Source organism: Ammoniphilus sp. YIM 78166, from assembly GCF_004522215.1.
Classification (GTDB): Bacteria; Bacillota; Bacilli; order Aneurinibacillales; family RAOX-1; genus YIM-78166.
This window is the reverse complement of record NZ_SDLR01000003.1, coordinates 439,845-461,666: the sequence shown is the minus strand read 5'-3', so window position 1 is coordinate 461,666 and position 21,822 is coordinate 439,845. Positions and strand designations below refer to the sequence as shown.

Here is a 21,822-nt window from a genome sequence, read left to right as displayed (position 1 = left end):
TTCTCTCTCCTCCTATTTAATCCCGCTTCGCATCGAGCCATCTACAATGTACCTTTGGAAGACGATATATAAAACCACGATCGGAATAGTCACAAGGGTTAAAGCGGCCATAATATGGCTGGTAAAGATATTATAGGTGTCGCTGAAGATGGCATTGAGGGCCACTTGAATCGGCATTAAATTCGAATTGGACAGGGCCATCACCGGCCAAAGGAAATCGTTCCAAGAAGCGAGGAAGGTCAGGATTCCCACCGTGATATACATATTCAAGCTGGCTGGAACTACGATACGAAAGAAAGCTCTGACCTCGCCTAACCCATCTATTTTTGCGGCTTCAATCAATTCGCCCGGAAACGACAGAAAGTGCTGCCTAAATAAAAAGATATTCATCACGTTAACGAAGAACGGCAGCAAGTATCCCGGAATGGTATTGATCATCCCCAAATCGTTCACGACTAAAAACAGAGGGAGAATGGTCGCCTCGATCGGGACGATCATAAGGGCGATGATAAAAATCAATACGGCATCTTTCAATGGAAACTGAAATCTCGCTAAGGCATATCCTGCTAACGAGTTAATCGTTAATCCGAAGAGGACGGTGACTGACGCGTACATCAAACTGTTGAACAGGTTGCCAAAGATGTTATAGTAGCCTAGCAGCTCCGTGTATGATTTAAGAGATAAGTCCGAGAATTTCGGAACAATCGCATAGATTGTGCTCACATCTTTGTAGATCACTTCATCGATTTTAAACGAGGAAAGAATCATCCACACGAGAGGAACTAGGAATTGAAGTGCCAACACAATCGCCAACATGTAAAATAAGGTTTTTTTCAGGATCTTCACGCTGCTCGCTCCTCCTTGAACAGTTTTTTAATGCCGATCGATAAGACCACCAAGAAGATTGTAAACATTAGGGTGATGGCACTTGCATACCCAATATTTCTATGGCGGAATCCGTATTCATAGATGTATTGCAAAAGGGTCAGCGTTGAGTAATCAGGTCCCCCGCCCGTCATGACCATCGGTTGGACAATCAGCTTAAAGGCCTGAATGGTGGTAGTAATCACAAGAAACATGGTAATCGGTTTTAATGAAGGTAAGGTAATATACCAAAATTTCTGGAGGGCATTGGCGCCATCAATATCGGCTGCCTCATACAACTGGGAGTCGATATTTTTGAGGCCGGCAAAGAAAATCATCATCTGATAGCCGCAGCCCGACCAAGCGGAAATAAAAACAATTGTAAGCATAGCCTGGCTGGGGCTTGCAAGAAAGGGCTGTTTGGATAAGCCTAGATTAAACAGAATTTGATTGATCAAACCGGAGGTCGGGTTCAGCATGACCGTCCACAAAATCGAGATCACGACTAACGATAACACAGCGGGAGAAAAATAAGCTGTCCTGAAGAAACTGCCTCCCTTAATCTTCTTGTTCACGATCAACGCTAGGCCCAGTGCCATGGAAAGCTGAAGGGGCACCACCAGCAATACGAATTGCAAGGTGTTGAAGAAGCTTTTGATGAGCACTTCATCTGACATCATGCGCGCAAAATTCTCGAGGCCGATAAATTGCTTGTCCTGCGGTTTCAAAAGATAATAATCGGTAAACGCATAAGTAAAAGCCAAGGCAATCGGCAGCACTATAAAGAGAATCGCCAAGACCATGGCAGGCGTTAAAAATCCAAAGGCAGACAAGAGATCGGTTGATCGATAATTCTGATTGAGGTTTCTCACCTTTACAAGCCGCTTAAGCTGGAGAGTCAGACTTCTCATGGTTCCACATCCTTTAACTTTTAAATAAAGAGGCGAGACCCAAGCCTCGCCTTTTTTTCCTTTCCCATGACTATTTCCGGTATTTCTTAAATTCCATATCAATCTTCTTGGCTGCATCATCCGCATACTTCTGGATGGTTGCGGAATCTGTTGCTTTGTTTTGTGCAATCTTCAGGATGACATCTTTGGCAAAGGTTTCTGACAAATAAGGGTATCCAGGCGATACCGGACGGGACTTATTGGTGTTTTCCACTTGATATTTCAAGACCTTCCAGGCCTCATTATGGTATGGGTTATCCGTATTGGTATCAATCGCATCGATCGCATTCACCCTTCCCGGAATCGCGCCGTTGGCTTTAAAGTATTCCCTATGCGCATCATCGCTGTTGAGCCATTCCATGACTTCTACGGTTTGCTTGATGCGCTCTTCATCTTGAACTTGGCCATTGCGGACGAAGGCCCAGCTTCCAGATGGCGTGTATAATCCGTCATAAGCTCCATTCATTTTCGGATAGCGGAGGGTCTTGAACTTCAAGTTCGGATAGTTGTTGACAAAGTCGCTGATAAACCAGAATCCGCTTACAGATAAGGCCGTTTTTCCCGTATGGAAAGCTTTTTGCGATTCAGAGGCGTTGGCAAGCGGGTTCCCTTCAAACAATTGGGCATATTTGGTCAAGGCTTCCACGGTCTTATCACTGTTTAGTACGCTGTCTACGGTTACGCCATCCTCCGCCACGATATTCGCGTCATTAGCCCATAATAGCGGGGTAAAGAAATAGGTTCCGAGCTCATATCCGCCTGCAGGAATTTCATATAGTGACAAGCTGACGGCCGTCTCATAATCCTTAAACGCGGAATCGCTTGTTGTTTTAGCGAAGTCATCTATTTTTCTAGCCAGAGCCACAAATTCATCCCATGTCCAATCTTCATCAGAAGAAGGAACCATCGCTTTAATGTCATCCGGCAATGCATTGAACATATCTTCATTGTAGGTCACGGCTACACCGGAATCTTGGTAACCCATCGCATAAAACTTCCCGTCGATGGTCCCTTGGTCGATCATCGCTTGGGTGAAACCGTCTTTAAATCCTTGTGACATATGGCCATCCAATTCTCCAACAATTCCCGATTCGACGTAGGCTGCCACATCCGGTCCGTCTAACGTAAAAATATCAGGTACATTATTGGAGGTGATGGCTGCATTCAATTTGTCGATATACCCTGAACCGGCACCTGCCCGTGTGATGTTCTGAATTTCCACTTGAGGCTTGTCCGGGTTGGCCTCATTATATTGCTTCACGCGATCGGCAAACATTTTTCCTTCCGGGTGGTCGGCTGAAGCCTGTGTCCAAATCACGAGTTTGCCGCTGACGCCACCCTGGTTTGAAGCCTGATTAGAACCGCAGCCGACTAATGAACTGGCTAATACCGCAGTTAAAACTAACGAGATCAATTTTTTCATCCTTTTATGGCCCCCTATAGTCAATCTTGTTTATTGCTATGACTTGATTGTAAAGGAATTAAAACGGTTTCAAAACGAGGCATTCCTATGATAAATGTTCAAATTTTTATGATAAGGCTTTCACTTTTCGGAAAACAAAGAAAACCTCATATCCCTGTCTTGGAAGATGAGGTTTCTTTTTTCTTCACTTGCTTTTCCGATACTCGCTTGGGGTCATCTGCACTCTTTTCTTAAACACTTGGCTAAAATATCGCTGATCTGTATAGCCCACTTTACCTGCGATTTCATTCGTTTTCAAATTCGAGTTCTTCAGCAAATAGCAAGCATGCTTCACTCTCTGGTCCGTCAAATAGTCCAAGAAGGTTACGCCTGTCTGTTGCTTAAACAACACACTGAAATAGCTAACGCTTAAGCCGATTTTGCCCGCCACTTGTTCAATTCCGATGTCTTCGTAAAAATGGTCATCTAGATAATCCACCGCTTTTTCGATAAGATCCCCCGGGTTATTCCTGGACTTGAACTCCTCCTCGAACTCTTCTTCTGTGATGACTGTCGCCTTCAAGAATGGCTTTGCCTTTAGCATTTCTTTGGCTTGTCCATAAGACTCGACCAGTTGATCTATTTCACTCACGGCCTTCCCAACTGCGATGCGAAGCTCGTTGCAGCAGGCAGATAATTCGCTGGCCATTTGCTTCAACGTTTGCTTGATCCCGGATGAATTGGCCATTTGGGACGCATACACGATGGTTAATTCCGTCGGATGGAGCTTAAAGGGGAACCAGCTCTCCCGCTCGTTATGTTCGACTCTTTCACTGATCCACTGCCAAATTGCATCTTGCTTTTCAGCGTTATTATCCCATTCCATCACCATAGCCGCAAAAGTACCCTGTCGGAGATTCTGATCGATTTCGGCCGTTCCTAGCGTCAAGAGGTCGTGAATTTGCCGCTTGAATTCCTCCTGCCTGTATTTCTGAAGCCGCTCCAGCTCACGGACCACACGGGACAAGCATTCTTCCAGTTCATCGTAATCAATGGGTTTAAGGATGTAATCAGAGGCATCGTATTTGATGCCTTCCCGCGCATACTCAAACTCGTCGTATCCGCTAAGCAAGATGACCTTCGGCCGCCGGGGCAGCTGACTGATTTCCTTAAGCAGCTCCAGCCCATTCATCACGGGCATCCGAATATCGGACAACACGAGATCCGGTTCGATGGCTTTAATCCCTTCCAAAGCTTGCCTTCCGTTTTCAGCCGTTCCGGCTACCAGGCAATGAAGTCCCTGCCAATTGATGATATGGGCTAAACTCTTCACAATGATCGGTTCATCATCCACAATAAATACCTTAAACGGCATGCGAATCACCCTTATCTATCGGAAACGTGATCTTGATTATTGTTCCTGTAACCTCCCCTGAGCAAATCATGAGTCCATAGGCATTGCCATAATAAAGCTTTAATCGGTCGTGAACATTTCTTAAGCCATGTCCGCTGTGTTTGTGGCGATCTTCGCTCCCATGCTGATCATTCCATTGGATCAAGGCTTCATGGCTCATTCCTTTTCCATTATCTCGAATATAGAAACAGCCTTTCTCCCCTTCTAGGCATCCCTTGATTGCGATTCGTCCGTTTTCCTGGTGCTGGTCAAATGCATGATAAAGGATATTTTCCACGAGCGGCTGAAGAATTAGTTTTAGAACAGGGCGATCCCTCAGCCCATCCTCGACGTCAATTTCATACTGAAACCGGTTATTGAACCTGATTTTTTGGATCTCCAAGTAACTGATTACATGGCGGATTTCTGCACTGACTTTGACTTCATAAGCGCCATTTATGCTGATGCGGAGCAATTTCCCCAGGTTGATCGTCATTTTACTAATTTCCTTTTGCCCATTCAGGGCGGCCATCGCATTAATCGATTCAAGGGTATTGTACAGGAAATGAGGATTAATCTGCTGCTGGAGCACTTGAAACTCTGCTTCCCTTTTTCTTTCCTGCTCATCCTTCACTTGCTGTAACAGCAATCCGATTTGCTCTATCATTCGATTGAACCCTAATGCAAGTTTCCTAAACTCCAAATAACCCGATACAGGCATGCGAATCGCTAAGTCCCCTTGTTCCGCCCGTTTCATTTTTTCGAGAAGCTCAGAGATGAAATCCATTATTTTCTTTACGTATAACAGCTTATAAAGCAAGGCCATCAGAATCCCTACCATCACAATGGCAAGGGTCGTGTTTCGGATAAACTCAATTTGATTAGTTAAAGTGCTCCATGGCTTGATGGATACGAGGATCCAATCCAGCTTAGCCAGTTCTTTGGATTCGGAGGGGTAGAAGGTAATGAGGCTCTTCTTCCCTTCCCATGTATCCATCAGGTGGCCCTGCTTCCCAGAAATCATTTCCTCCAGTCCGTTTATTTGAAGCTGTTTGCCGATCCACTGGTGATCGAAGCTATATAGGATGTTTCCTGCCCGATCGATGATCAGTTCCTCCTCCGAGTCGGACTGATGCAGCTGGGCATAGATCTCGTCGAACAGGTTAAGCTTGATATGCAAAATGGCATACCCTATATTCTCCAAGGTATTATAGTCATGGATCATTCGCCCTTGGGTCAACACAAACTTTTCCAGCGGAACAAACGAATCGTGTTCGGCCGCGGATAACCAAACCGCTCTCCCCTTCTCCCTTACCATCTCTTGAAAGAACGAGCTTTCCTGCAATTGTTGAAAGGATGGAACGAGGGTTCTTTTCAATTGAAACACGGTCCCTTTATTATTATAGAGAATCAGATCCTCCACCATCGGATTGCTGTACATAAGGCTAGTTATATTCAGTCGGTAATTGTATAACTCAGGCGCATTGGTTGGTTTTGCTTTCAGAATAGCTTGTATATCCTCGGAATCCACCATGGTGTCCGAGAAGGTATGGATTTCCGAAAGGGACGCGGATAGGTTCATATCCAGCGCTTTTAAGGTCTGAAGGATCTGCTGGCTGATATTTTCCTTCAAGGTATTGGCGGAAGTGTAGTAAGAAACCCGACCTACAATGAGGATCGGCAAAAGAATGAATAGCAAAAATCCGATGACCATTCGGTGCTGCAGATCTAATATCATAGCATTATTTTTCCACCCCCATCGCTACTCTTCCCGGTAGTAGGCAAACATTTGATCCAATTGGCGAAGATAGGCCTCTATGTTTTTATCCATAAAAAATTGTTGGCTGATTCTGCGGTAATCCCTCTCTGCGCGGGTTCCGCCTATCCAGTAATGATTGGGCCAATTCACGCTTTTTCCTTCTAGAACCTTCTTAGCCAAGGGCTTTACAACTTCTTTTTTCACGTTCACTCCCTGAACCACGCTGATGGAGCCTTCATAATCGGATAGTTTTTGGGCATTTTTTTGTTTGACCAAAAATTTCAAGAATTCTTTTGCCGCTTCGGGATGTGGAGTGTCGGACGAAATCGCCAACCCAATGTCTACGCCGCCTAACACATAATTTTTCTGAGGATCATTCGTACTGGGAAAGGGAAAGATCCCATAGTTCAATTGCGGATTCCATTTTTCAATGATGGACAGCATCCAGGTGCCAGTGACATACATGGCTCCCTCTCCATGGGCAAAACGCTGGTTAACCTGATCCGTATCAGCTTCAAAAGAGTCCTCTTGGGCAAGTGAAACGACGCTCAGCATGTTTTCAGCCATCTCCTGCCATCTCGGATCATCCGATATCTTTGCCTGCCCTTGATTTACCTCATCCCAATAATCGCTACTAAATTCATTGGCTATGAAGTTGAGATTAAATACGCTGATCGTTTCGGCGTCTTTATTGGACATAAGAATAGGGGTTATACCGGTTTGGCGAATCGTCACCATGGTATAGACAAGCTCAGCCCAGCTCTCGGGGATCTTTAAATGCAAAGACTCAAAAATATCCCTGTTGTATAAGACTCCCACCGCATTTTGGGTTAAAGCCACGCCGTACATCCTGCTATGGACCAGATACCTATCTTGAACCACAGGGGTAATCGCTTGAATAAAGTCTTCTTCCGTGAGATCGAGCAAATAGCCCTTTTCTGCCCGAATCACATAATCGTGTTCAAGGGGATAGGTGATAAAAATATCCGGAGCTTGACCCCTTGCGATTCTTCTTTTCAGAACATCCATCCCGTTCGGCATGATGGTTTGCTCGACATAAATATCCGGATGCTCCCTTTCGAAATCTCGAATGAGTTGATTGAATATTCCCGCCGTCTCCACTTTGGGAGAAAAAAACTCAAGGCGAACTTTTTCCTTATATCTTGGGGTTTCCTCCCCTTCATGGATCGACCTGATTGAACAGGCCGCCAAAAAAAGTAAACACGTGAGCACCAGTTTCCGCATGGGTGCCTGTCACCACCCGGTTTTTGTCGATTTTAGGTAACGCTTACAACACGAAGAAACATTTATGTTTCAGTATAAACCACTTGCCGTGTGATAGGAAATGGGACATTCTTTGCATTCCTGTTTAAATTTTTACTTTCGCTCTTGCGCTCCTGGTTCAATTCTAAACCATTGTGATGAAAGGATAACTATTACGTTGAATAGTGGAATGCCTGTGACGTGGTACTGGATTGGAAAAAAAGAGGGTATTCACTAAAAGTGATAGGCTTTTGAGACACTCTTAATCAATACATTCCTCTTCCAGGTCATTGTTTATTTGAGTTTCTTCAATTGAAAATAGTTCACAATCGCTCCAACGAAACCACCAGTCATAAAGGCGACGGGTACCAACGATTCATTCAATGATCCCCCGACTAATATAAAGCGATAAAGACCAAAAAAACCGACGATGAAACCAGAGATCATCCCAGTGATTAGCTTTGTTTTTGTCCCCATTTAGCAAGAACTCCTCTCACAATCGAGGCAAAAAGGCCAATCTTAAAACGGATAGGCCTTCCTCGATTAAAAGCTGTTATTTTTTTGTCCGATCCCATCTTCTATTCCTTCTACGACGTGGCTGTGTCTTGACTGAGTGCCAATAGGATGAAAAGATGAAATGCGCCTGTATGGATCCGGTAAGTCATATTTCCACGATAGGAGCGTTATCTCCTTTATCAAAACCTCGGATTAGCATGGAGTCCCCTCTCCTCACTTGTTTACTCTTTCATGTTAGACGAGTAACAACCTTACTCAAGCCCAAGTGGTCTGTTAAACGTCTAATTCTTGATCAACAACCTTACGGAAGCGATCTTGAATTTCCCTAAGATGTTGCTGGATTTCCGATTGGCCCGTCTCATCATGAAAACCTGAATATAGTTGCTGATGTAACTGATCCATTTCACAAGATAAAGCTTCTAACTGATTTTCAACCTTATCCATCTCCATTGAACCCACTCACCCCTTTTTTACCATTTGGACTTAGTATGTCCAGCTTGCATCGCCCTTCTCCCACCCGTTCCTGTTCCTCGATATAGGGCGAATGAATTGCCCTTTAGGGATTTTATGCCCAATTTATGGGTGATTACCGGCTGCGACCCCGAAGAATCTCCTTGAAAAGATTTAAAACTCCTCATAACTAGCCGGATCTTGATTTTTAATTCTGCCGTCAGGACGAGTTAAGCCAGAAATCAGGCTCATTTCCACTTCACCCAGAGAAAAGTCGAAAATGGATATATTCTCTAGCTGTCGTGCGAGCGATGCAGATTTGGGGATAGAAATGGCCCCGATTTGATAATGCCAGCGCAAGATTACTTGTGAGATGGATTTACTATGTTGGTCAGCAATCTGTTGTAGGGTGTCATTTTGCAAAAGTTCGTTTCCCCGGTATAGCGGGCTCCAGGATTGGGTGGCAATGTGATGCTCTTTATGCCATGTTCTCTGCGCTGCCTGATTGAAAAAAGGATGCAATTCAATTTGATTGATGCTTGGTGTAGTTCCCGTTTCCTTTACTAAGCGCTCGATATGTTCTGGTAAGAAGTTACAAACCCCGATGGAACGGATCAGACCCCATTTTTTAGCGTCTATTAACGCTTGCCAAGCTTCTACATACTGATCCTGTATAGGGTTAGGCCAATGGATCAAGTATAAATCATAATAATCTAGATTTGCTCGATATAAAGACTCCTGAATCGTGGTTACAGCAAGATCATAGGTATGATAACGCCCTGGCAATTTAGATGTAATTCTTAATTCCTCCCGAGGAACCGAACTTCGTCTGACCGCTTCCCCTACCGTCCCTTCATTCTCGTAATTATAAGCAGAATCGAGAAGTCGGTACCCTAGATTGATGGCTGATTGTATCGCTTGAACCCCTTCGTTCCCTTTTAATCTATATGTACCCAAGCCCACAACTGGCAACGTAAGCCCATCGTAAAGGGATATCACTGGAATAGGTTTGTTCATAATGACTCTCTCCTTTTCTATAATGTTTTAAGATTACCATAATTTTGAATAGGTTTCAGTAGTTCTTGCTTATGGACATAGGGTCCGCTAATGGCTCACGAAGCGTGGGTCCGCTAGTTTTTTAACAGAAAAAAGCTGAATGAGTCAATCATTCAGCTTTTATGATTTAAGTCTGTCTCTAATTTTTGGAGAGATGCTTTATTATCTCTTCCTGAATCACGGTTTCCAATGACTCTTTATCGTACAAACCTGGCAATACCCTATCGCCTATTTTAAACGTAGGAACTGCCGTAATATTGGCTTCTTCGTAGGCATGGTGCAGGGCTATTTCATGAACTTCTTTATACTTCCTTGTTTCTAACGCCCTTCGAAATTCTTCCCCGTTTAATCCGATTTGGGTGGCAAGCTCGGTCAAAACATTCACCTTACCGATATCCATTTCTTCTTGAAAAAAGGCCTTCATCACTCGATGGTTATACTCATTGGCTTTTGCATGTTCTTTTGCATATTGGAAGCCTTCAAAGGCCAAATGAGTATAAGGTTGCGGCGATACCCGCGGCAGTACCATTTCTACCCCGAATCGTTCTGCTGTGGGATAGACGCCATTTTTCCATGCATTTTGTAGGTAATTTTCTTCCGGTTTCAAAGTTGGCGTTGGATAGGGACGCAATTCAAAAGGCATCTACTCCACTACAACATCCTTTCCCCTAATCGCTTCTTCCAGCGGAAACTCCGCTATAAAGCAGTAGGGTCAAACATAATCTGAATATACTCTTATGGTTAAACTCATAGATTCCTCCGATAAAAGCGACATATGTAGTTGATCCATTTGGTTAAAGAATCTTAGGATCCAAGTTTTTGAAGGAGCAGTTAGCTATCCCCTTGATTGGCTAACGCTTTATAATCAGGGGCTAACGGGGGTTGTTCCAACCATCCATTTTTGATCATCATATTGGCACAATCCTCCGCATATTGAGCTACTTCCATAAAAAGTCTATAGTATAGGGCCCCTATATCACGTCTAGGACTGGCAGCTAGTGCTGCTCCATAGTTTCCGATCCCTGCGGCAATCAAAGCTGTGGTATGAAATAACATCAATTTATCTGAGAAAGGAGCGTCAGTAGAATCCGTTGTACCATAATCCCATGTCATCGCAGCAGGGATATTTTCATCGATTAAGAGGGAACTAAACAGCTCGATATGTTTTTTTGACATTTCTACGCCTCTCATCAAGATTTCACGGACTTCTTTCGACTCCGCTACTTGCGTGAATCCAATCAATAACGCCCTCCCGATGATGTTGGTTTGGGTATTGTTGAACAAATGAGTAATTTCAATGGCATTGAGTGGCCGTCGATCCCCCAAAAAACCTGTTAAAAAGTGTTGTTTGGTAACAAAATCAACATGGTCTGGATTAGGGATGAACGGAGGACGAACGTATAATCCCTTGATTAACAATAGGTCCTTTGCCCAGTTGTTGAGCTTAGTCGCGGAGGCTAAGCAGTCAGTGAAAAATTCATTAACATCAGAGCGTGTTGTGATTCCTACAGCTACACTAGTTGAGGCCATACCAAGAATCGACATATTCTTGACATACTGGAGGATAAGGGAATCGGAGAAGAGACGAGGTGCGTCTTTATTCACATCCTGCTCCGTAAAACCATAAGGAATAGGGAAATTTTCTTTGTTAAAAATCTCCCTAATTCTTTTGACCTGGTTAAGGCTTAAGCTCAACGCATAAGCGACAACGCTTTTCGTTTGTTCATCCTCTATTTTTTCCAAGAAATAACTCAAAATACAAATAACCATTTTATCTGATATGTATTGAGACCAAAGTGTTCCCATTTCCGCTGAGGTTAATCCAGTGTTATGCTCTGTTTGATGTGTCGCGTCATCCATAAGGCTCCTCCTTATTGGAATAAGGTTTTCATAGTATTCCTCTATGGTTTGGTAATTATTTGTAAAGTCATTCTTGAGATGGTAGATACTTGTTAGCGAGAATTTTACAATACAATAGTGTATAGGTGTCAGTCAGTATGAGCGGGGATTACAGCGCAATGCATCTTGGCATTAACCATTAAGCAGTCTAACGATTGCGTCAAAAGCTTTGTCTGCAATGTAAAGAAATCGTAACTAATGTTTGACTGATATTTGAACTTTTCTGTATAAGGGATGATTTTACCAGTAAGATCAGCTATGATTGTTACGTGAAGCAATGCACAAACTTTTCTGGAGGATGATGAACAAATGACTGGAACTCTTGTCTTATACCCCAAAAATAAGCCTCTGATCGTCCTAGGCGGTGTCGAACAATCTCTTTTGGAGCAGATCAAAGCCCAATGTGGATGTAATCATTGCACCTGCAATCTTAATGGGGAAGAAGTAGACTTTGGACAGATTGACTATGTAATGTGGAAAGAGGGATCCCTGAATTTTGAATATGGATTTTAAGCAAGGAAGCAGAAAAACGCCCTATCTTCCATACATTATCTTGGAGATAGGGCTTCGTTAATGAATCTTGAGGAAGCCCCACTTACTTCCTCCTACCTATTAGAGACTCTCCTTGGTCCTTTAGCAGGTGTCATAGTTCGTTCCGACATCCCCTACCCCAAACCCAAGAAGTGACCCCCTATTGCCGTAAAGCCTGGCCTAACCCGGTACGAGGCAGGTCCAAAAAGAAAAGCGCGATTCTGATGTGAATCAACGCTCCAAAATGGCTTCCTATTTTGTTTCTACCTGAATCTCTTGTCGGCGAATATATTGATCTAAAGACCACAGCTTATTTCCACTAATCGCTAACGCAAGGGCCATTCCTAATAAAGCGAAATCTAATTCATATCCTCCCAGGAAGCCAGCCGATAATTTCACCTTGAAAATAGCTCCCAGCATAATCAGGATGAACAAACCAGAAACTACGCGAGTCCCTAAACCAAGGATAAGGATCAGTCCGCCAATCAATTCAATTCCAGCCACCGCGTAGGCCATGAATCCTGGCAGTCCTAAACTTCCGAAAAATCCCACAATGCCCTCCACTCCCTGGACTTTTTGTAAGCCATGAGCGAAAAAGACGATACCTAGGGTGATTCTGATGACAAATAAGGCGATTTCCATGTTTTTTGACATAATGTCCTCCTTCGTGTTTTCTTCAGCACTACACGTTATAGTTTAACACTAACCATTGTAGTGTTATGGAGTTGAGCTTGTCAACCCCTAGGTTGCTGATCGTCAAGAAGTTATACTAAAGTCCTTGCTAATCCTCCCCTAATACACTACAATTTGTAATGGAGGGATAAACGTATGAACATCAAGAACTTTAAGTACGATAAAGTGGGTCTTAATCGATTTTTCGGGCCCTTAGAATCGAAGATTATGGATATCCTCTGGTCCCAAAAAGATCTGAGTATTAAGGAAGTGCAGCAGCGGTTAGACAATCAGGATAAGCCGGCTAACTTCAATACGGTCATGACGGTGATGAATCGATTAGTAGAGAAAGGGATTTTGGAAAAAAGGCTGCAAGGACGCCTGTCATTATATAGCCCTGTTCAATCCAAAGAAGAGTTTATCGAAGAACAGTCCAAAACGCTAACCGAGAATTTGTTGGATGAGTTTGGCGGATTGGTGATTAATCACATGATTGATGCTTTAGATGAGGTAGATCACTCCGTACTTGAAAAACTTGAACAGAAAATCCAAAAATTAAAAAGGAACCATGAGTCGTAATGTGGAAACAACAATCTATCTTTATCGCCGGATTTAGTATGGTTATTGCTGCTTTCGTTTGGAGTCAAATGGGATTATATTTAATGCATCTCTTTTTCGGTGTGGCTATCCCTATGAACCTTTTTGAATTTTGTGTAAGTTTGTTTAAGGAAGCCACTCTTTACTACTTTATTGTGATCTATGCCTTAAATACCATTATCGCTTACACTGGATTAATTGCCCTGATCAAAATCGTCCAACAATTTTTTCTTTACAGGAAATTTAAGCTAAAGATTCTATCCCTAAAAAATCAGGAGTTATCCAAACTAATAAATCATAAATTTAACCGTCAAGATGAGGATATTATCGTGGTCAACCATCAACAGTCGCTAGCTTTTTCGATGGGTTTTAAAACGCCTTTGATCGTCCTTTCGAGTGGGTTGATTAACATCCTAGACCAACAGGAGATTGAAGCCGTCGTTCATCATGAAACCTATCACCAAAAAAACTACGATTCCCTCAAGACATTTGTCTTACAAGTAATTGCCTATTCCCTATGGTATATTCCTCTTACCAAGTGGTGTTATCAAAATTATAAAATTATCAGTGAGTTATCAGCCGATGAATACGCCATACAAAAAATGGGATCTGAAATTGGTCTTGGAAGTGCATTGATCAAGTTAATCAAGAATTGTTTCTCGGTTCCCACCGCCCCCGTCATTGTCCATTTTTCGGATGAATCGGTTAACTACCGACTTAAACAACTCGTGAGTCCAAAGAAAACCATACCTCTTAAACTAGATACAAGATCTATTGTGGCTTCGATTTATGTACTGATTCTTTTGATGAGTATGATTGTGGTGGGAGTTGCTTAAATTTTTTTTAATATTTTATACTACAGATGTTAGTGTTTGTTAGAATGGCCCATCGAGCTACTTTGTTTCATTGATCTTTTCTCGGACAAAACCATAAAGATATGATATTCTATTTTCTATCACATTGCGTTAATATTCAAACAAAGATAGGAGTCCATTTGAAGAGATGAGTATCATTCATGTAGAGGATGTAAATTATCGCAGAGAAGGTCGGGAGATTTTAACAGATATTTCCTGGAGGATGGAAGAGGGACAGCATTGGGCGTTCATTGGTCTGAATGGAGCAGGAAAAACCACTCTGCTGAAGATGATCAACGGATATATATGGCCGGTTGCTGGGACAGGAGCATCGATTAAGGTGTTAGGGAAAACGCTTGGAACCGTTGATCTTAGAGAGCTTCGAAAATCGATCGGCTGGGTAAGTGCATCCCTGGCGGACACCCTTTCTCCTACTCATACGGTCTCCCAGGTTGTGTTAAGCGGAAAGTTTGCGACCCTTGGCATTTATGATGAGGTGACGACTGAAGACCAAGCAAAGTCTGAATCCATTATGGAAGAAATGGATATTAGTCATTTGGCCGATCGGCCTTTTGGGGTATGTTCCCAGGGCGAAAGGCAAAAAGTACTGATCTCAAGAGCCTTGATGGCCTCCCCCCGATTGCTGATCCTCGACGAGCCCTGTACGGGTCTCGATATTTACTCCCGCGAGAAACTGCTGGCCTCGATTGAAAAGCTAGGCGTAAACGGACCCTCGATGATCTACGTGACACACCATATTGAGGAGGTTTGCTCCGTCTTTACCCATGCCCTAGTCATGCAAGAAGGAAAGATCATCGCTGCAGGACCGAAGGAGGAAGTCATTTCTGACGAAATTCTAACTAAAGGACTGGGGCTTCCCCTAGAGGTGCAGTGGAAATTGAGACGCGCTTGGGTGCAATTAAAGGAAGGCATCACTTCGTGAAAAAGCTCAGTTGCCACCAAACTTTTTCGCACCCGACAAAAGCCATGAAGGATCTCGTATCCTGCATGGCTTCTACTTTTATTATGAATTGTTCACTTGACTAAGTCCTGCCCCCCAATAAATCATAAAGCGTACAAGCGATCACTTTGGTGGCATGCTGTAAATCTTGAAGGCTAATATTTTCGTCTGCACGGTGGCCGTTGGCTTCTTCGAGGGTTTTTGGTCCAACCCCAAACATGACGGTAGGAAGCCCTTTTTCATAGAAGTGACGCGCATCGGTATAAAGGGGAACTCCATTTATGGGCAAGTCTCCGTCTGCTTTCATCACCAACTTCCAGTTCTCGCTTAACGAAGCAATCAGAGGGGAATCCTCTGGAACGGGGCCAAAGCTTTTCGCATGGAGAATTTTTCGTATTTCTACGTGAATCCCCTCGAGAGGAGCAATGGCTTGCTGTACAAGGACGCGGAATTCCCTTTCTGCTTGCTCTTCGTTTTCTTCCGGGATCAGTCTTCTGTCCACACGGATTTTGCACTCATCCGGGACTACATTCGTATTAATGCCTCCTGAGATGAGTCCCACCACCAAGGTTGGCGTATCGATCCCGGGGACAGACGACTTTTTTTCACGCAAGGTTTCCCGGTGTTCATATAAGGCGTTCAGAATTTTGGATGTCGCTTCCATGGCATCACAACCGGTATGCGGAAGGGCCGCATGGGCGGACTTTCCTGTGGTGGTGATCTCGAAATGAAGGCACCCATTATGGGCATTTACCGCAGAATACGAGAACCCCGCGACAATGGCTTGCTCCGCCTGCACCAACCCTTGGTCGAGCAACCATTTTGGACCGAGCTCCCCTCCCGTTTCCTCATCAAAAGTAAAGGCAAGCTCCACCTTCCCTTGCAGGGATTGGTGGATTTTTGCCTGCTTTAATGCCAAAACCGCGTAGGTGTAAGCCGCAATATCAGATTTCGATACCGCGACTCCACGCCCATACATTTTTCCATCGACGATTTCTCCACCGTAAGGATCTACGCTCCAGCCTAAACCCGGAGGCACCACATCGCCATGCGCATTCAAGACGATTCCTGGACCTTCCCCGCTGCCGAATACCTGTCTGGATAGAACATTAGCGAGGCTAATCATCCCCGCTTTCTTCACTTCCTCCTCGTTTACTTTAAGAAGCGACACCTCATCAAAACCCAGCCCTTCCAGCTGCTCATGTAAAACAGACGCGATGGGATAACAATCCCCAACAGGATTATCTGAGGGGGTTTGCACTAATGTCCGTAGAAAATGAATGAGCTCTTGCTGATGCTCGTCAATCCAATCGACGATTTCTTTCTTATCGGGATTCATAACACTCCTCCTCTTAACTGCCTCGATACGTACTATACCCCCCAGGTGAGACCAAGAGCGGAACATGGTAGTGAGAGTCTGGCTCCGTAATCGAAAAGCGTACGGGAACACAATCCAGGAAGGGAGGATGTTTCCCAGCAGTACGTTGAGTCCGGTAGTAAGCTCCAACGTGAAAACGGAATTCGTAGATTCCTGGTTTCATCTTCTCTCCTTCCAGAAACGGTTCATGGACTCTGCCATCTAGGTTGGTCACCCTTTTTACAAGGAAAACGAGCTCCTCATGTAAACCCACCTGCCAAAGCTCCACGAGAACCTCTCTGGCCGGTCTTCCGATGCTGATGTCGAGGACATGGGTCGTTAGCTTTCCTGTCATACTTTGGGTCCTTTCTTCAAATCATCACGAGTCATGGAAAAACATTGAAACCCAAAGGGAGGACGGGGCTCGGTAAAAACTTTTCCTACCGGTGAAGCGGGTATTTCATCCCGAACCGTTTCCCACGTCCGGTTGTTCGATTCAAAGCAAACCTCCGCCAATTGCGGAAACCGCTCCAGGATACGTAGGCCGATTCGATAGATAAGATGCTGTATGGATGGAGAATTTTCTTCATGGAACACATTGTAGGCAATATCCCTTACTTGCTCTGCCGCAACGTATCCACCAGAATCAAGCCCTTTAGCATGTTCCCTGTCCTCGTAGCGCCAGTCGATATTTAAGAAGATAAAGAGTGGACGGTCATATGATTCTGGAAGCGTCGTATATTCATCTTTGACATAGCCGTAAAAAGAGCTTCCTTTTACCTTTAACAGCTTTAAGCCCCTTAGCCCACTTAGTTGGTCAGTGGTCCGAATTTCATCCTTCGCGCGTTTCATCTCAATCCAAGCATGAGCCTGCTCATTTAAGGAATAGCGAAACACCAACGGACTCGGTTCAAATTGCCCTTGGTCCGGGATGGGAAGCTCATCGAACAGAATTTGGTCACTGGTCAGCTTGATGCCGGTCATTTGCGGGTAGGTTTCAAGGAAGCGCCGCCCTACGAATTCCAGGAAGCCTTCTTGGGTGGCCCCTTCAAAATCCCCCGCATGCTTTAAAATGAAATTTTTCATCGAATCAGTAGCGACAACTAAACGATTGTCCCCGTCGGTAAAAGAGGATAAAAACCCTTCTCCTTCCACGGCGACCTTGACATTCAACCCAAGGAGAATATTGCTGCGACCTGTAAACGGCGATTCCGGTATGACTTGAACCCCTGTCAGGGGCTTGGCGTAGGTTCGATACACCCAAACATCGGCTTTTCCGTAGCTCATCATTCTTCGCATCGTCTGCCCTCCTTTAGCGTATGGTCTCGTTTAGCCGGAACGTAGCAATTTTATAAACCTCCTGCAAAGCCTTTGCACATTCTTCCTCATACGTATGATGGACCCGCTCCTTCATCGCGGAAAGAATGGATTCCTTGCTTTGCCCTTTGACGGCCATAATAAAGGGAAAGCTAAAGGCTTCCACATACCTTTGGTTGAGGGAAGATAATTCGTCATACTCCTCCTTCGAAAGTTTATCTAACCCTACACCCGCCTGCTCTTTTTGAGAGGCACTTGTCAACTTCAATCGGGTTCCAAGATCCGGGTGGGCGCGGAGGAGCTGAAGCTGGGAGGATGCATCTGCCTGCTGTACAATGGTAATCATCGTTTGCATTAGAGCTTCTCGGGAGGGGAAAGGTCGGCTTTCCCATGCTTTCTCCGCAATCCAGGGCGAGTGCTCAAACACCCACCCTACTTTCCTCACAAACTCTTCTTTATTCATTTGATTGACTTGCTCTATTCCTAATTCTATCAATCTGTTACATCCCCCTCGTTTCCAGAAAATAACGCAATAAATTCAGGGCCACCGTTTTCCGATACAGGGCCGTAGACCGCTGATCATCAATGGGTTTAATCAGGCGATCGTAGTCGGCTAATATTGCGTCCATGACCTTTCCCTTCAAAGGGAAAGCTTCTCCTCTTAATTTTTGTTCCAACTCCTTGGAACGGACGATCGTAGGTCCCACGGCACCGAAAGCAAACCTGGCGTCATGAATTTGGCCTTCGTCTACTTGTATCGAACCGGCAAACGAAACTTTCGCTATGGCATCGGCTCGGCGGTTCGCCACTTTCTCAAATACTAAGGAAGTCCGATCCTTCTGAAGGTCTGGCAACAGGATTTCCGTGACGATTTCATCCTTTAATCGATTCACTCTTCGCGGTCCTTGGATAAAATCATGAATCTCCGCTGCCCGCTCTCCCTTCGCGGACCTTAACCGGATTTTCGCATTGTAGAGATACAACAAAGGCAAGGTATCGCCGGCAGGGGAGGCGTTGCAAATATTCCCGCCGAGTGTTCCTCGATTTCGAATCGCCGGCGCGGCAATTTCTCTGATGGCTTTTTTCAGGATGTTCGGTATGAGGGGGTGCTCCAGTAGTTCGGAATAGGTACTACAGGCGCCTATATGAAGATCCTGGTTTTGTTGATAGATCCCCCTTAGCTCTGTTAAGTGGTCAATAAAAACGAGGGGTTTATCAAAGTGGGCAGGGGCCCCCATCGGACTTTTATGCTGCACCATGAGGTCGGTACCGCCCGCCATGATGTGACAGTCTTCCTTGCTGAGTTGAGCCATGGTTTCCTGCAAACTCGCCAATCGATAGGAGGAGATGGGTTGCACTACCATAGGCCTTCCCCCTTTTTTGCCGCTAAGTCAATCGCGTCCACAATCATGTTATAGCCTGTGCAACGACACAAATTTCCCGAGATCCCATCGCGAATCTCTTCTTCTGTCGGATGAGGATTCTTAGATAATAAAGCGGCACTGGCCATCACCATTCCCGGGATACAAAAGCCGCATTGCACGCCACCGGTTTGTGAATAGCAATCACTTAAGATTCGGAATTGTTCCGTCTTACAAAATCCATCAATGGTTACAATCTCGGATCCTTCGATGGCGCCGATGGGGATCAGACAGCTATTTTGCACCAGCGTATTTACATGGACACTGCAAGCTCCGCACTCGCCATCGCCGCAACCTTCCTTGGATCCAATTAAATTAAATTCCTCTCGTAATACATCGATTAACCGTGCGGTGGGTGGGGCCTTGGTTTCTACTTCTTTTCCATTTAGATGAAATTTAATCAAGGGCTTCCCCTGCCTTCCTCGTCAGACTTTCGATAATCACTTCCGGTGTAATCGGGATCTGATAAAAAGGGATTTCTAACGCATCCTCGATGGCGGCTTGCACCGCGGGTGCTCCTCCCGTTAAGGGCAACTCGCCGACTCCTTTAGCGCCATATGGTCCTCCTGCATAAGGATTATCATAGAGCTTGCTTTCAATAGGGACCATATCCATCGCCGTGGGAGGTCCATAGTCAGATATGCTTCGTTGTTGGATTTTGCCTAACTTAGCTGTCATCTTTTCCATGAAGCCGTAAGCAAGACCTTGGGCCATGCCGCCATCGATTTGACCTTTGACAATGCGTTCGTCAATCGCTTTTCCAATATCAAAGCTACCGTACACTTTTTCCAATCGAACATTTCCCGTTAAGGTATCTACTTCCAACTCAACCCAATTGATGCCCCATGAATAAGCGGGATAAGCATCTCCCGAGAATTTTTCCTCATCCCATGGGATCATTTCTTCATGAACATAGTGTTCTTCCACCTCTTGAGCCACCCCGGATTGCCATTGCGCCTTCAGCTTGCTTGCGGCCCGTTCCAGCAATTTACCGACTATCATCGTGGTTCGCGAGGCGACAGTGGGACCCGAATCCGGAACCTCCTTCGTATCGGGATAGGGAAAGGAAATGCTTTCGTATCGCAGGTCAAGCCCTTGAGCTACAATTTTGCTCAGCGTGGTGAGTACTCCTTGACCAATATCGGCATTGGAGATCTTGATCAGAACTTGATCCTTCTCGGTTTTAGCTAATTTGACCGTCGCTTTAATATGATCGCGCTCCCCGCTGCCGGTGAATCCACAGCCATGTAAGAAAAAAGAAGCGCCCATCCCTTTTTTGTACCGCTTATTTTGTTGGTTGAAGTGATGAATCTCCTGCTTTTTCTTGGCGTAGTCCATGGTTCGCATAACATCTTCAATCATGTCGTCTAACAAAACGGGATCTCGAAATCTCCCGTTGGTGATCGTCGGGTCGCCTTGCTTCACTAAATAGCTGCGCTTGTATTCTATGGGATCTCGCTTTACCAATCGGCTTAAATGTCCTAAATGACTTTCAATTCCGGCAAAGCTCTGCGGCGCACCAAAACCTCGAAAAGCTCCATTCGGCACGGTATGGGTTTTTAACGCATAGCCTTTCGCATAAAAGTGGGGAATGTTATAAACTCCTGCACTATTTAATAATGCTCGCTGCAAGACGACAGGACTTAAGCCCGCGTTGGCCCCGCTGTCCAGATACACTTCAACCTTCATGCAAAGGATATTTCCTTGTTTGTCTATGGCCGTCCGATATTTAAATTTCGCTGGATGTCTCTTGGTCGTGACTTCCATATCCTCCGCCCGTTCAAACAAGAGCATGACCGGTTTTTTTACCACTTTTGCCGCAATGGCTACATGGCACGCCATCATGGAAGGGAAATCTTCCTTCCCGCCAAATCCTCCGCCCGTAGGACTTTGGATCACCCGGACCTCATCATCCTCACAAGCCAGGGCGCTGATCAAGGCGTTTTTCACATAATAAAGGCACTGCATCGATCCTTCTACCAGGATTTCATTCTCCTTGTAAATCCCTAGCATGCCTTGAGGTTCCAAATAGACATGTTCCTGGTATCCCGTCTCGTACTCTTCTTCGATAATCTGATGAGCCTTTTGTTCGATAGCTTGGATCACGTCCAGACTTTCGCCAAATTCATGCTGGGCAAACACGCCGGTGTGATCCTTTTGTTGGATTGCGTGTTCTAGGGTATAGGTGGCTGGATGTTCATCTATCTTGACATGCACGTTCTCTATTAATTGATGTAGGACGTCTAACCTGGGGCCTACAAGCATGAAGATCGGTTCACCAATATAGTTGACCCACTCATTAGCAAATATCGGCTGATCCTTATGTAGCAATTTGACAAAATTAGCCCCAGGGATGTGCTCCGCTCCAATTTTGGTATATCCTTCAGGCAAAGGCGGCAGCTGGATTGATTGGACTTTGCCGTAGGCAACCGGGGAGCGATACAAAACCCCATACAGCATCGAATCTACTTTTAGGTCGCTGACGTAAGGCAGTTGGCCTGATATTTTCCCATCGTGATCTTTTTTCTTCACCGAGATACTTATATCCTTAGGTTGCATG

22 protein-coding genes and 1 pseudogene are annotated in these 21,822 nt (G+C 44.8%); 4 read left to right on the top strand and 19 right to left on the bottom strand.

Annotation, left to right across the window (positions count from 1 at the left end; translation table 11 throughout):
* Positions 1-12: 12 nt before the first annotated feature.
* From EIZ58_RS13750 to EIZ58_RS13705, 11 genes and pseudogenes are all read right to left on the bottom strand, one after another.
* A complete protein-coding gene (locus EIZ58_RS13750) occupies positions 13-846 on the bottom strand; it encodes a carbohydrate ABC transporter permease (RefSeq protein WP_134701363.1) in 834 nt (277 codons plus the stop codon).
* Complete coding sequence (locus EIZ58_RS13745) at positions 843-1,775, bottom strand: carbohydrate ABC transporter permease (protein ID WP_134701362.1); 933 nt, start codon at positions 1,773-1,775, stop codon at positions 843-845. Before EIZ58_RS13745 ends, EIZ58_RS13750 begins: the two co-directional genes overlap by 4 nt.
* Before the next feature lie 70 nt (positions 1,776-1,845).
* Positions 1,846-3,237 carry a type 2 periplasmic-binding domain-containing protein gene (locus EIZ58_RS13740; RefSeq protein ID WP_134701361.1) on the bottom strand — a complete coding sequence of 464 codons (1,392 nt, stop codon included), beginning with the start codon at positions 3,235-3,237 and terminating at the stop codon, positions 1,846-1,848.
* Positions 3,238-3,421: 184 nt separating this feature from the next.
* Positions 3,422-4,591 carry a response regulator gene (locus tag EIZ58_RS13735; protein WP_134701360.1) on the bottom strand — a complete coding sequence of 390 codons (1,170 nt, stop codon included), beginning with the start codon at positions 4,589-4,591 and terminating at the stop codon, positions 3,422-3,424.
* Entirely contained in the window at positions 4,581-6,347 is a 1,767-nt protein-coding gene (locus EIZ58_RS13730; protein ID WP_134701359.1) for a cache domain-containing sensor histidine kinase, read from the bottom strand. The genes EIZ58_RS13735 and EIZ58_RS13730 overlap by 11 nt, the downstream gene beginning before the upstream one ends.
* A gap of 24 nt (positions 6,348-6,371) precedes the next feature.
* Positions 6,372-7,613 carry an ABC transporter substrate-binding protein gene (locus EIZ58_RS13725; RefSeq protein WP_134701358.1) on the bottom strand — a complete coding sequence of 414 codons (1,242 nt, stop codon included), beginning with the start codon at positions 7,611-7,613 and terminating at the stop codon, positions 6,372-6,374.
* Positions 7,614-7,925: 312 nt separating this feature from the next.
* Positions 7,926-8,108 (bottom strand): hypothetical protein, encoded by a 183-nt coding sequence (locus EIZ58_RS13720; RefSeq protein ID WP_134701357.1) that lies wholly within the window; start codon positions 8,106-8,108, stop codon positions 7,926-7,928.
* Positions 8,109-8,420: 312 nt separating this feature from the next.
* Entirely contained in the window at positions 8,421-8,549 is a 129-nt protein-coding gene (locus EIZ58_RS34835; RefSeq protein ID WP_255438268.1) for a hypothetical protein, read from the bottom strand.
* Between the two features lie 222 nt (positions 8,550-8,771).
* Positions 8,772-9,614: an aldo/keto reductase gene (locus tag EIZ58_RS13715; RefSeq protein WP_134701356.1), complete on the bottom strand. Its 843-nt coding sequence runs from the start codon at positions 9,612-9,614 to the stop codon at positions 8,772-8,774.
* Between the two features lie 178 nt (positions 9,615-9,792).
* A pseudogene (locus tag EIZ58_RS13710) lies at positions 9,793-10,404 on the bottom strand (DsbA family oxidoreductase).
* Between the two features lie 80 nt (positions 10,405-10,484).
* Positions 10,485-11,513 (bottom strand): DUF3231 family protein, encoded by a 1,029-nt coding sequence (locus tag EIZ58_RS13705; protein WP_134701355.1) that lies wholly within the window; start codon positions 11,511-11,513, stop codon positions 10,485-10,487.
* Between the two features lie 348 nt (positions 11,514-11,861).
* Between EIZ58_RS13705 and EIZ58_RS13700 the strand changes: the two genes are divergently transcribed.
* Positions 11,862-12,065 (top strand): hypothetical protein, encoded by a 204-nt coding sequence (locus tag EIZ58_RS13700; RefSeq protein ID WP_134701354.1) that lies wholly within the window; start codon positions 11,862-11,864, stop codon positions 12,063-12,065.
* A 270-nt stretch (positions 12,066-12,335) separates the two neighbouring features.
* On the opposite strand, the gene EIZ58_RS13695 is transcribed toward EIZ58_RS13700, so the two are convergent.
* Complete coding sequence (locus EIZ58_RS13695) at positions 12,336-12,737, bottom strand: DoxX family protein (protein WP_134701353.1); 402 nt, start codon at positions 12,735-12,737, stop codon at positions 12,336-12,338.
* Between the two features lie 174 nt (positions 12,738-12,911).
* On the opposite strand from EIZ58_RS13695, the gene EIZ58_RS13690 reads away from it, so the two are divergent.
* The 3 genes from EIZ58_RS13690 to EIZ58_RS13680 all read left to right on the top strand — a co-directional run bounded on the left by EIZ58_RS13690 (position 12,912) and on the right by EIZ58_RS13680 (position 15,149).
* Complete coding sequence (locus tag EIZ58_RS13690; RefSeq protein WP_134701352.1) at positions 12,912-13,334, top strand: BlaI/MecI/CopY family transcriptional regulator; 423 nt, start codon at positions 12,912-12,914, stop codon at positions 13,332-13,334.
* Positions 13,334-14,188, top strand: coding sequence for a M56 family metallopeptidase (locus tag EIZ58_RS13685; RefSeq protein WP_134701351.1), 855 nt, complete (start codon positions 13,334-13,336; stop codon positions 14,186-14,188). Before EIZ58_RS13690 ends, EIZ58_RS13685 begins: the two co-directional genes overlap by 1 nt.
* Positions 14,189-14,354: 166 nt before the next feature.
* Positions 14,355-15,149: an ABC transporter ATP-binding protein gene (locus EIZ58_RS13680; RefSeq protein ID WP_134701350.1), complete on the top strand. Its 795-nt coding sequence runs from the start codon at positions 14,355-14,357 to the stop codon at positions 15,147-15,149.
* A gap of 100 nt (positions 15,150-15,249) precedes the next feature.
* On the opposite strand, the gene EIZ58_RS13675 is transcribed toward EIZ58_RS13680, so the two are convergent.
* From EIZ58_RS13675 to EIZ58_RS13645, 7 genes are read right to left on the bottom strand one after another with little or no spacing between them, the layout of a single operon-like run.
* Entirely contained in the window at positions 15,250-16,506 is a 1,257-nt protein-coding gene (locus EIZ58_RS13675; protein ID WP_134701349.1) for an ArgE/DapE family deacylase, read from the bottom strand.
* A 13-nt stretch (positions 16,507-16,519) separates the two neighbouring features.
* Positions 16,520-16,879, bottom strand: coding sequence for a hydroxyisourate hydrolase (uraH, locus tag EIZ58_RS13670; RefSeq protein ID WP_134701348.1), 360 nt, complete (start codon positions 16,877-16,879; stop codon positions 16,520-16,522).
* Positions 16,876-17,823, bottom strand: a complete 948-nt coding sequence (pucL, locus tag EIZ58_RS13665) for a factor-independent urate hydroxylase (RefSeq protein ID WP_134701347.1) — start codon at positions 17,821-17,823, stop codon at positions 16,876-16,878. The genes uraH and pucL overlap by 4 nt, the downstream gene beginning before the upstream one ends.
* Before the next feature lie 13 nt (positions 17,824-17,836).
* Positions 17,837-18,337 (bottom strand): 2-oxo-4-hydroxy-4-carboxy-5-ureidoimidazoline decarboxylase, encoded by a 501-nt coding sequence (gene uraD / locus EIZ58_RS35155; protein ID WP_134701346.1) that lies wholly within the window; start codon positions 18,335-18,337, stop codon positions 17,837-17,839.
* 4 nt (positions 18,338-18,341) lie between these two features.
* Positions 18,342-19,205, bottom strand: coding sequence for an FAD binding domain-containing protein (locus EIZ58_RS13655; protein ID WP_134701345.1), 864 nt, complete (start codon positions 19,203-19,205; stop codon positions 18,342-18,344).
* Complete coding sequence (locus tag EIZ58_RS13650) at positions 19,199-19,666, bottom strand: (2Fe-2S)-binding protein (protein WP_134701344.1); 468 nt, start codon at positions 19,664-19,666, stop codon at positions 19,199-19,201. The genes EIZ58_RS13655 and EIZ58_RS13650 overlap by 7 nt, the downstream gene beginning before the upstream one ends.
* Positions 19,659-21,821 carry a xanthine dehydrogenase family protein molybdopterin-binding subunit gene (locus tag EIZ58_RS13645; protein ID WP_134701343.1) on the bottom strand — a complete coding sequence of 721 codons (2,163 nt, stop codon included), beginning with the start codon at positions 21,819-21,821 and terminating at the stop codon, positions 19,659-19,661. Before EIZ58_RS13645 ends, EIZ58_RS13650 begins: the two co-directional genes overlap by 8 nt.
* Between the last annotated feature and the right edge of the window lies 1 nt (position 21,822).

Excerpts from the sequence above, each read along its gene's own strand:
- EIZ58_RS13705 (WP_134701355.1), bottom strand. The coding sequence starts at position 11,513 with ATGGATGACGCGACACATCAAACAGAGCATAACACTGGATTAACCTCA.
- EIZ58_RS13680 (WP_134701350.1), top strand. The coding sequence starts at position 14,355 with ATGAGTATCATTCATGTAGAGGATGTAAATTATCGCAGAGAAGGTCGG.
- EIZ58_RS13655 (WP_134701345.1), bottom strand. The coding sequence starts at position 19,205 with ATGGTAGTGCAACCCATCTCCTCCTATCGATTGGCGAGTTTGCAGGAA.
- EIZ58_RS13715 (WP_134701356.1), bottom strand. The coding sequence starts at position 9,614 with ATGAACAAACCTATTCCAGTGATATCCCTTTACGATGGGCTTACGTTG.
- uraH (WP_134701348.1), bottom strand. The coding sequence starts at position 16,879 with ATGACAGGAAAGCTAACGACCCATGTCCTCGACATCAGCATCGGAAGA.
- pucL (WP_134701347.1), bottom strand. The coding sequence starts at position 17,823 with ATGCGAAGAATGATGAGCTACGGAAAAGCCGATGTTTGGGTGTATCGA.
- EIZ58_RS13645 (WP_134701343.1), bottom strand. The coding sequence starts at position 21,821 with ATGCAACCTAAGGATATAAGTATCTCGGTGAAGAAAAAAGATCACGAT.
- EIZ58_RS13675 (WP_134701349.1), bottom strand. The coding sequence starts at position 16,506 with ATGAATCCCGATAAGAAAGAAATCGTCGATTGGATTGACGAGCATCAG.
- EIZ58_RS13740 (WP_134701361.1), bottom strand. The coding sequence starts at position 3,237 with ATGAAAAAATTGATCTCGTTAGTTTTAACTGCGGTATTAGCCAGTTCA.
- EIZ58_RS13700 (WP_134701354.1), top strand. The coding sequence starts at position 11,862 with ATGACTGGAACTCTTGTCTTATACCCCAAAAATAAGCCTCTGATCGTC.
- EIZ58_RS13695 (WP_134701353.1), bottom strand. The coding sequence starts at position 12,737 with ATGTCAAAAAACATGGAAATCGCCTTATTTGTCATCAGAATCACCCTA.
- EIZ58_RS13745 (WP_134701362.1), bottom strand. The coding sequence starts at position 1,775 with ATGAGAAGTCTGACTCTCCAGCTTAAGCGGCTTGTAAAGGTGAGAAAC.
- EIZ58_RS34835 (WP_255438268.1), bottom strand. The coding sequence starts at position 8,549 with ATGGATCAGTTACATCAGCAACTATATTCAGGTTTTCATGATGAGACG.
- EIZ58_RS13730 (WP_134701359.1), bottom strand. The coding sequence starts at position 6,347 with ATGATATTAGATCTGCAGCACCGAATGGTCATCGGATTTTTGCTATTC.
- EIZ58_RS13725 (WP_134701358.1), bottom strand. The coding sequence starts at position 7,613 with ATGCGGAAACTGGTGCTCACGTGTTTACTTTTTTTGGCGGCCTGTTCA.
- EIZ58_RS13720 (WP_134701357.1), bottom strand. The coding sequence starts at position 8,108 with ATGGGGACAAAAACAAAGCTAATCACTGGGATGATCTCTGGTTTCATC.
- EIZ58_RS13690 (WP_134701352.1), top strand. The coding sequence starts at position 12,912 with ATGAACATCAAGAACTTTAAGTACGATAAAGTGGGTCTTAATCGATTT.
- EIZ58_RS13685 (WP_134701351.1), top strand. The coding sequence starts at position 13,334 with ATGTGGAAACAACAATCTATCTTTATCGCCGGATTTAGTATGGTTATT.
- EIZ58_RS13735 (WP_134701360.1), bottom strand. The coding sequence starts at position 4,591 with ATGCCGTTTAAGGTATTTATTGTGGATGATGAACCGATCATTGTGAAG.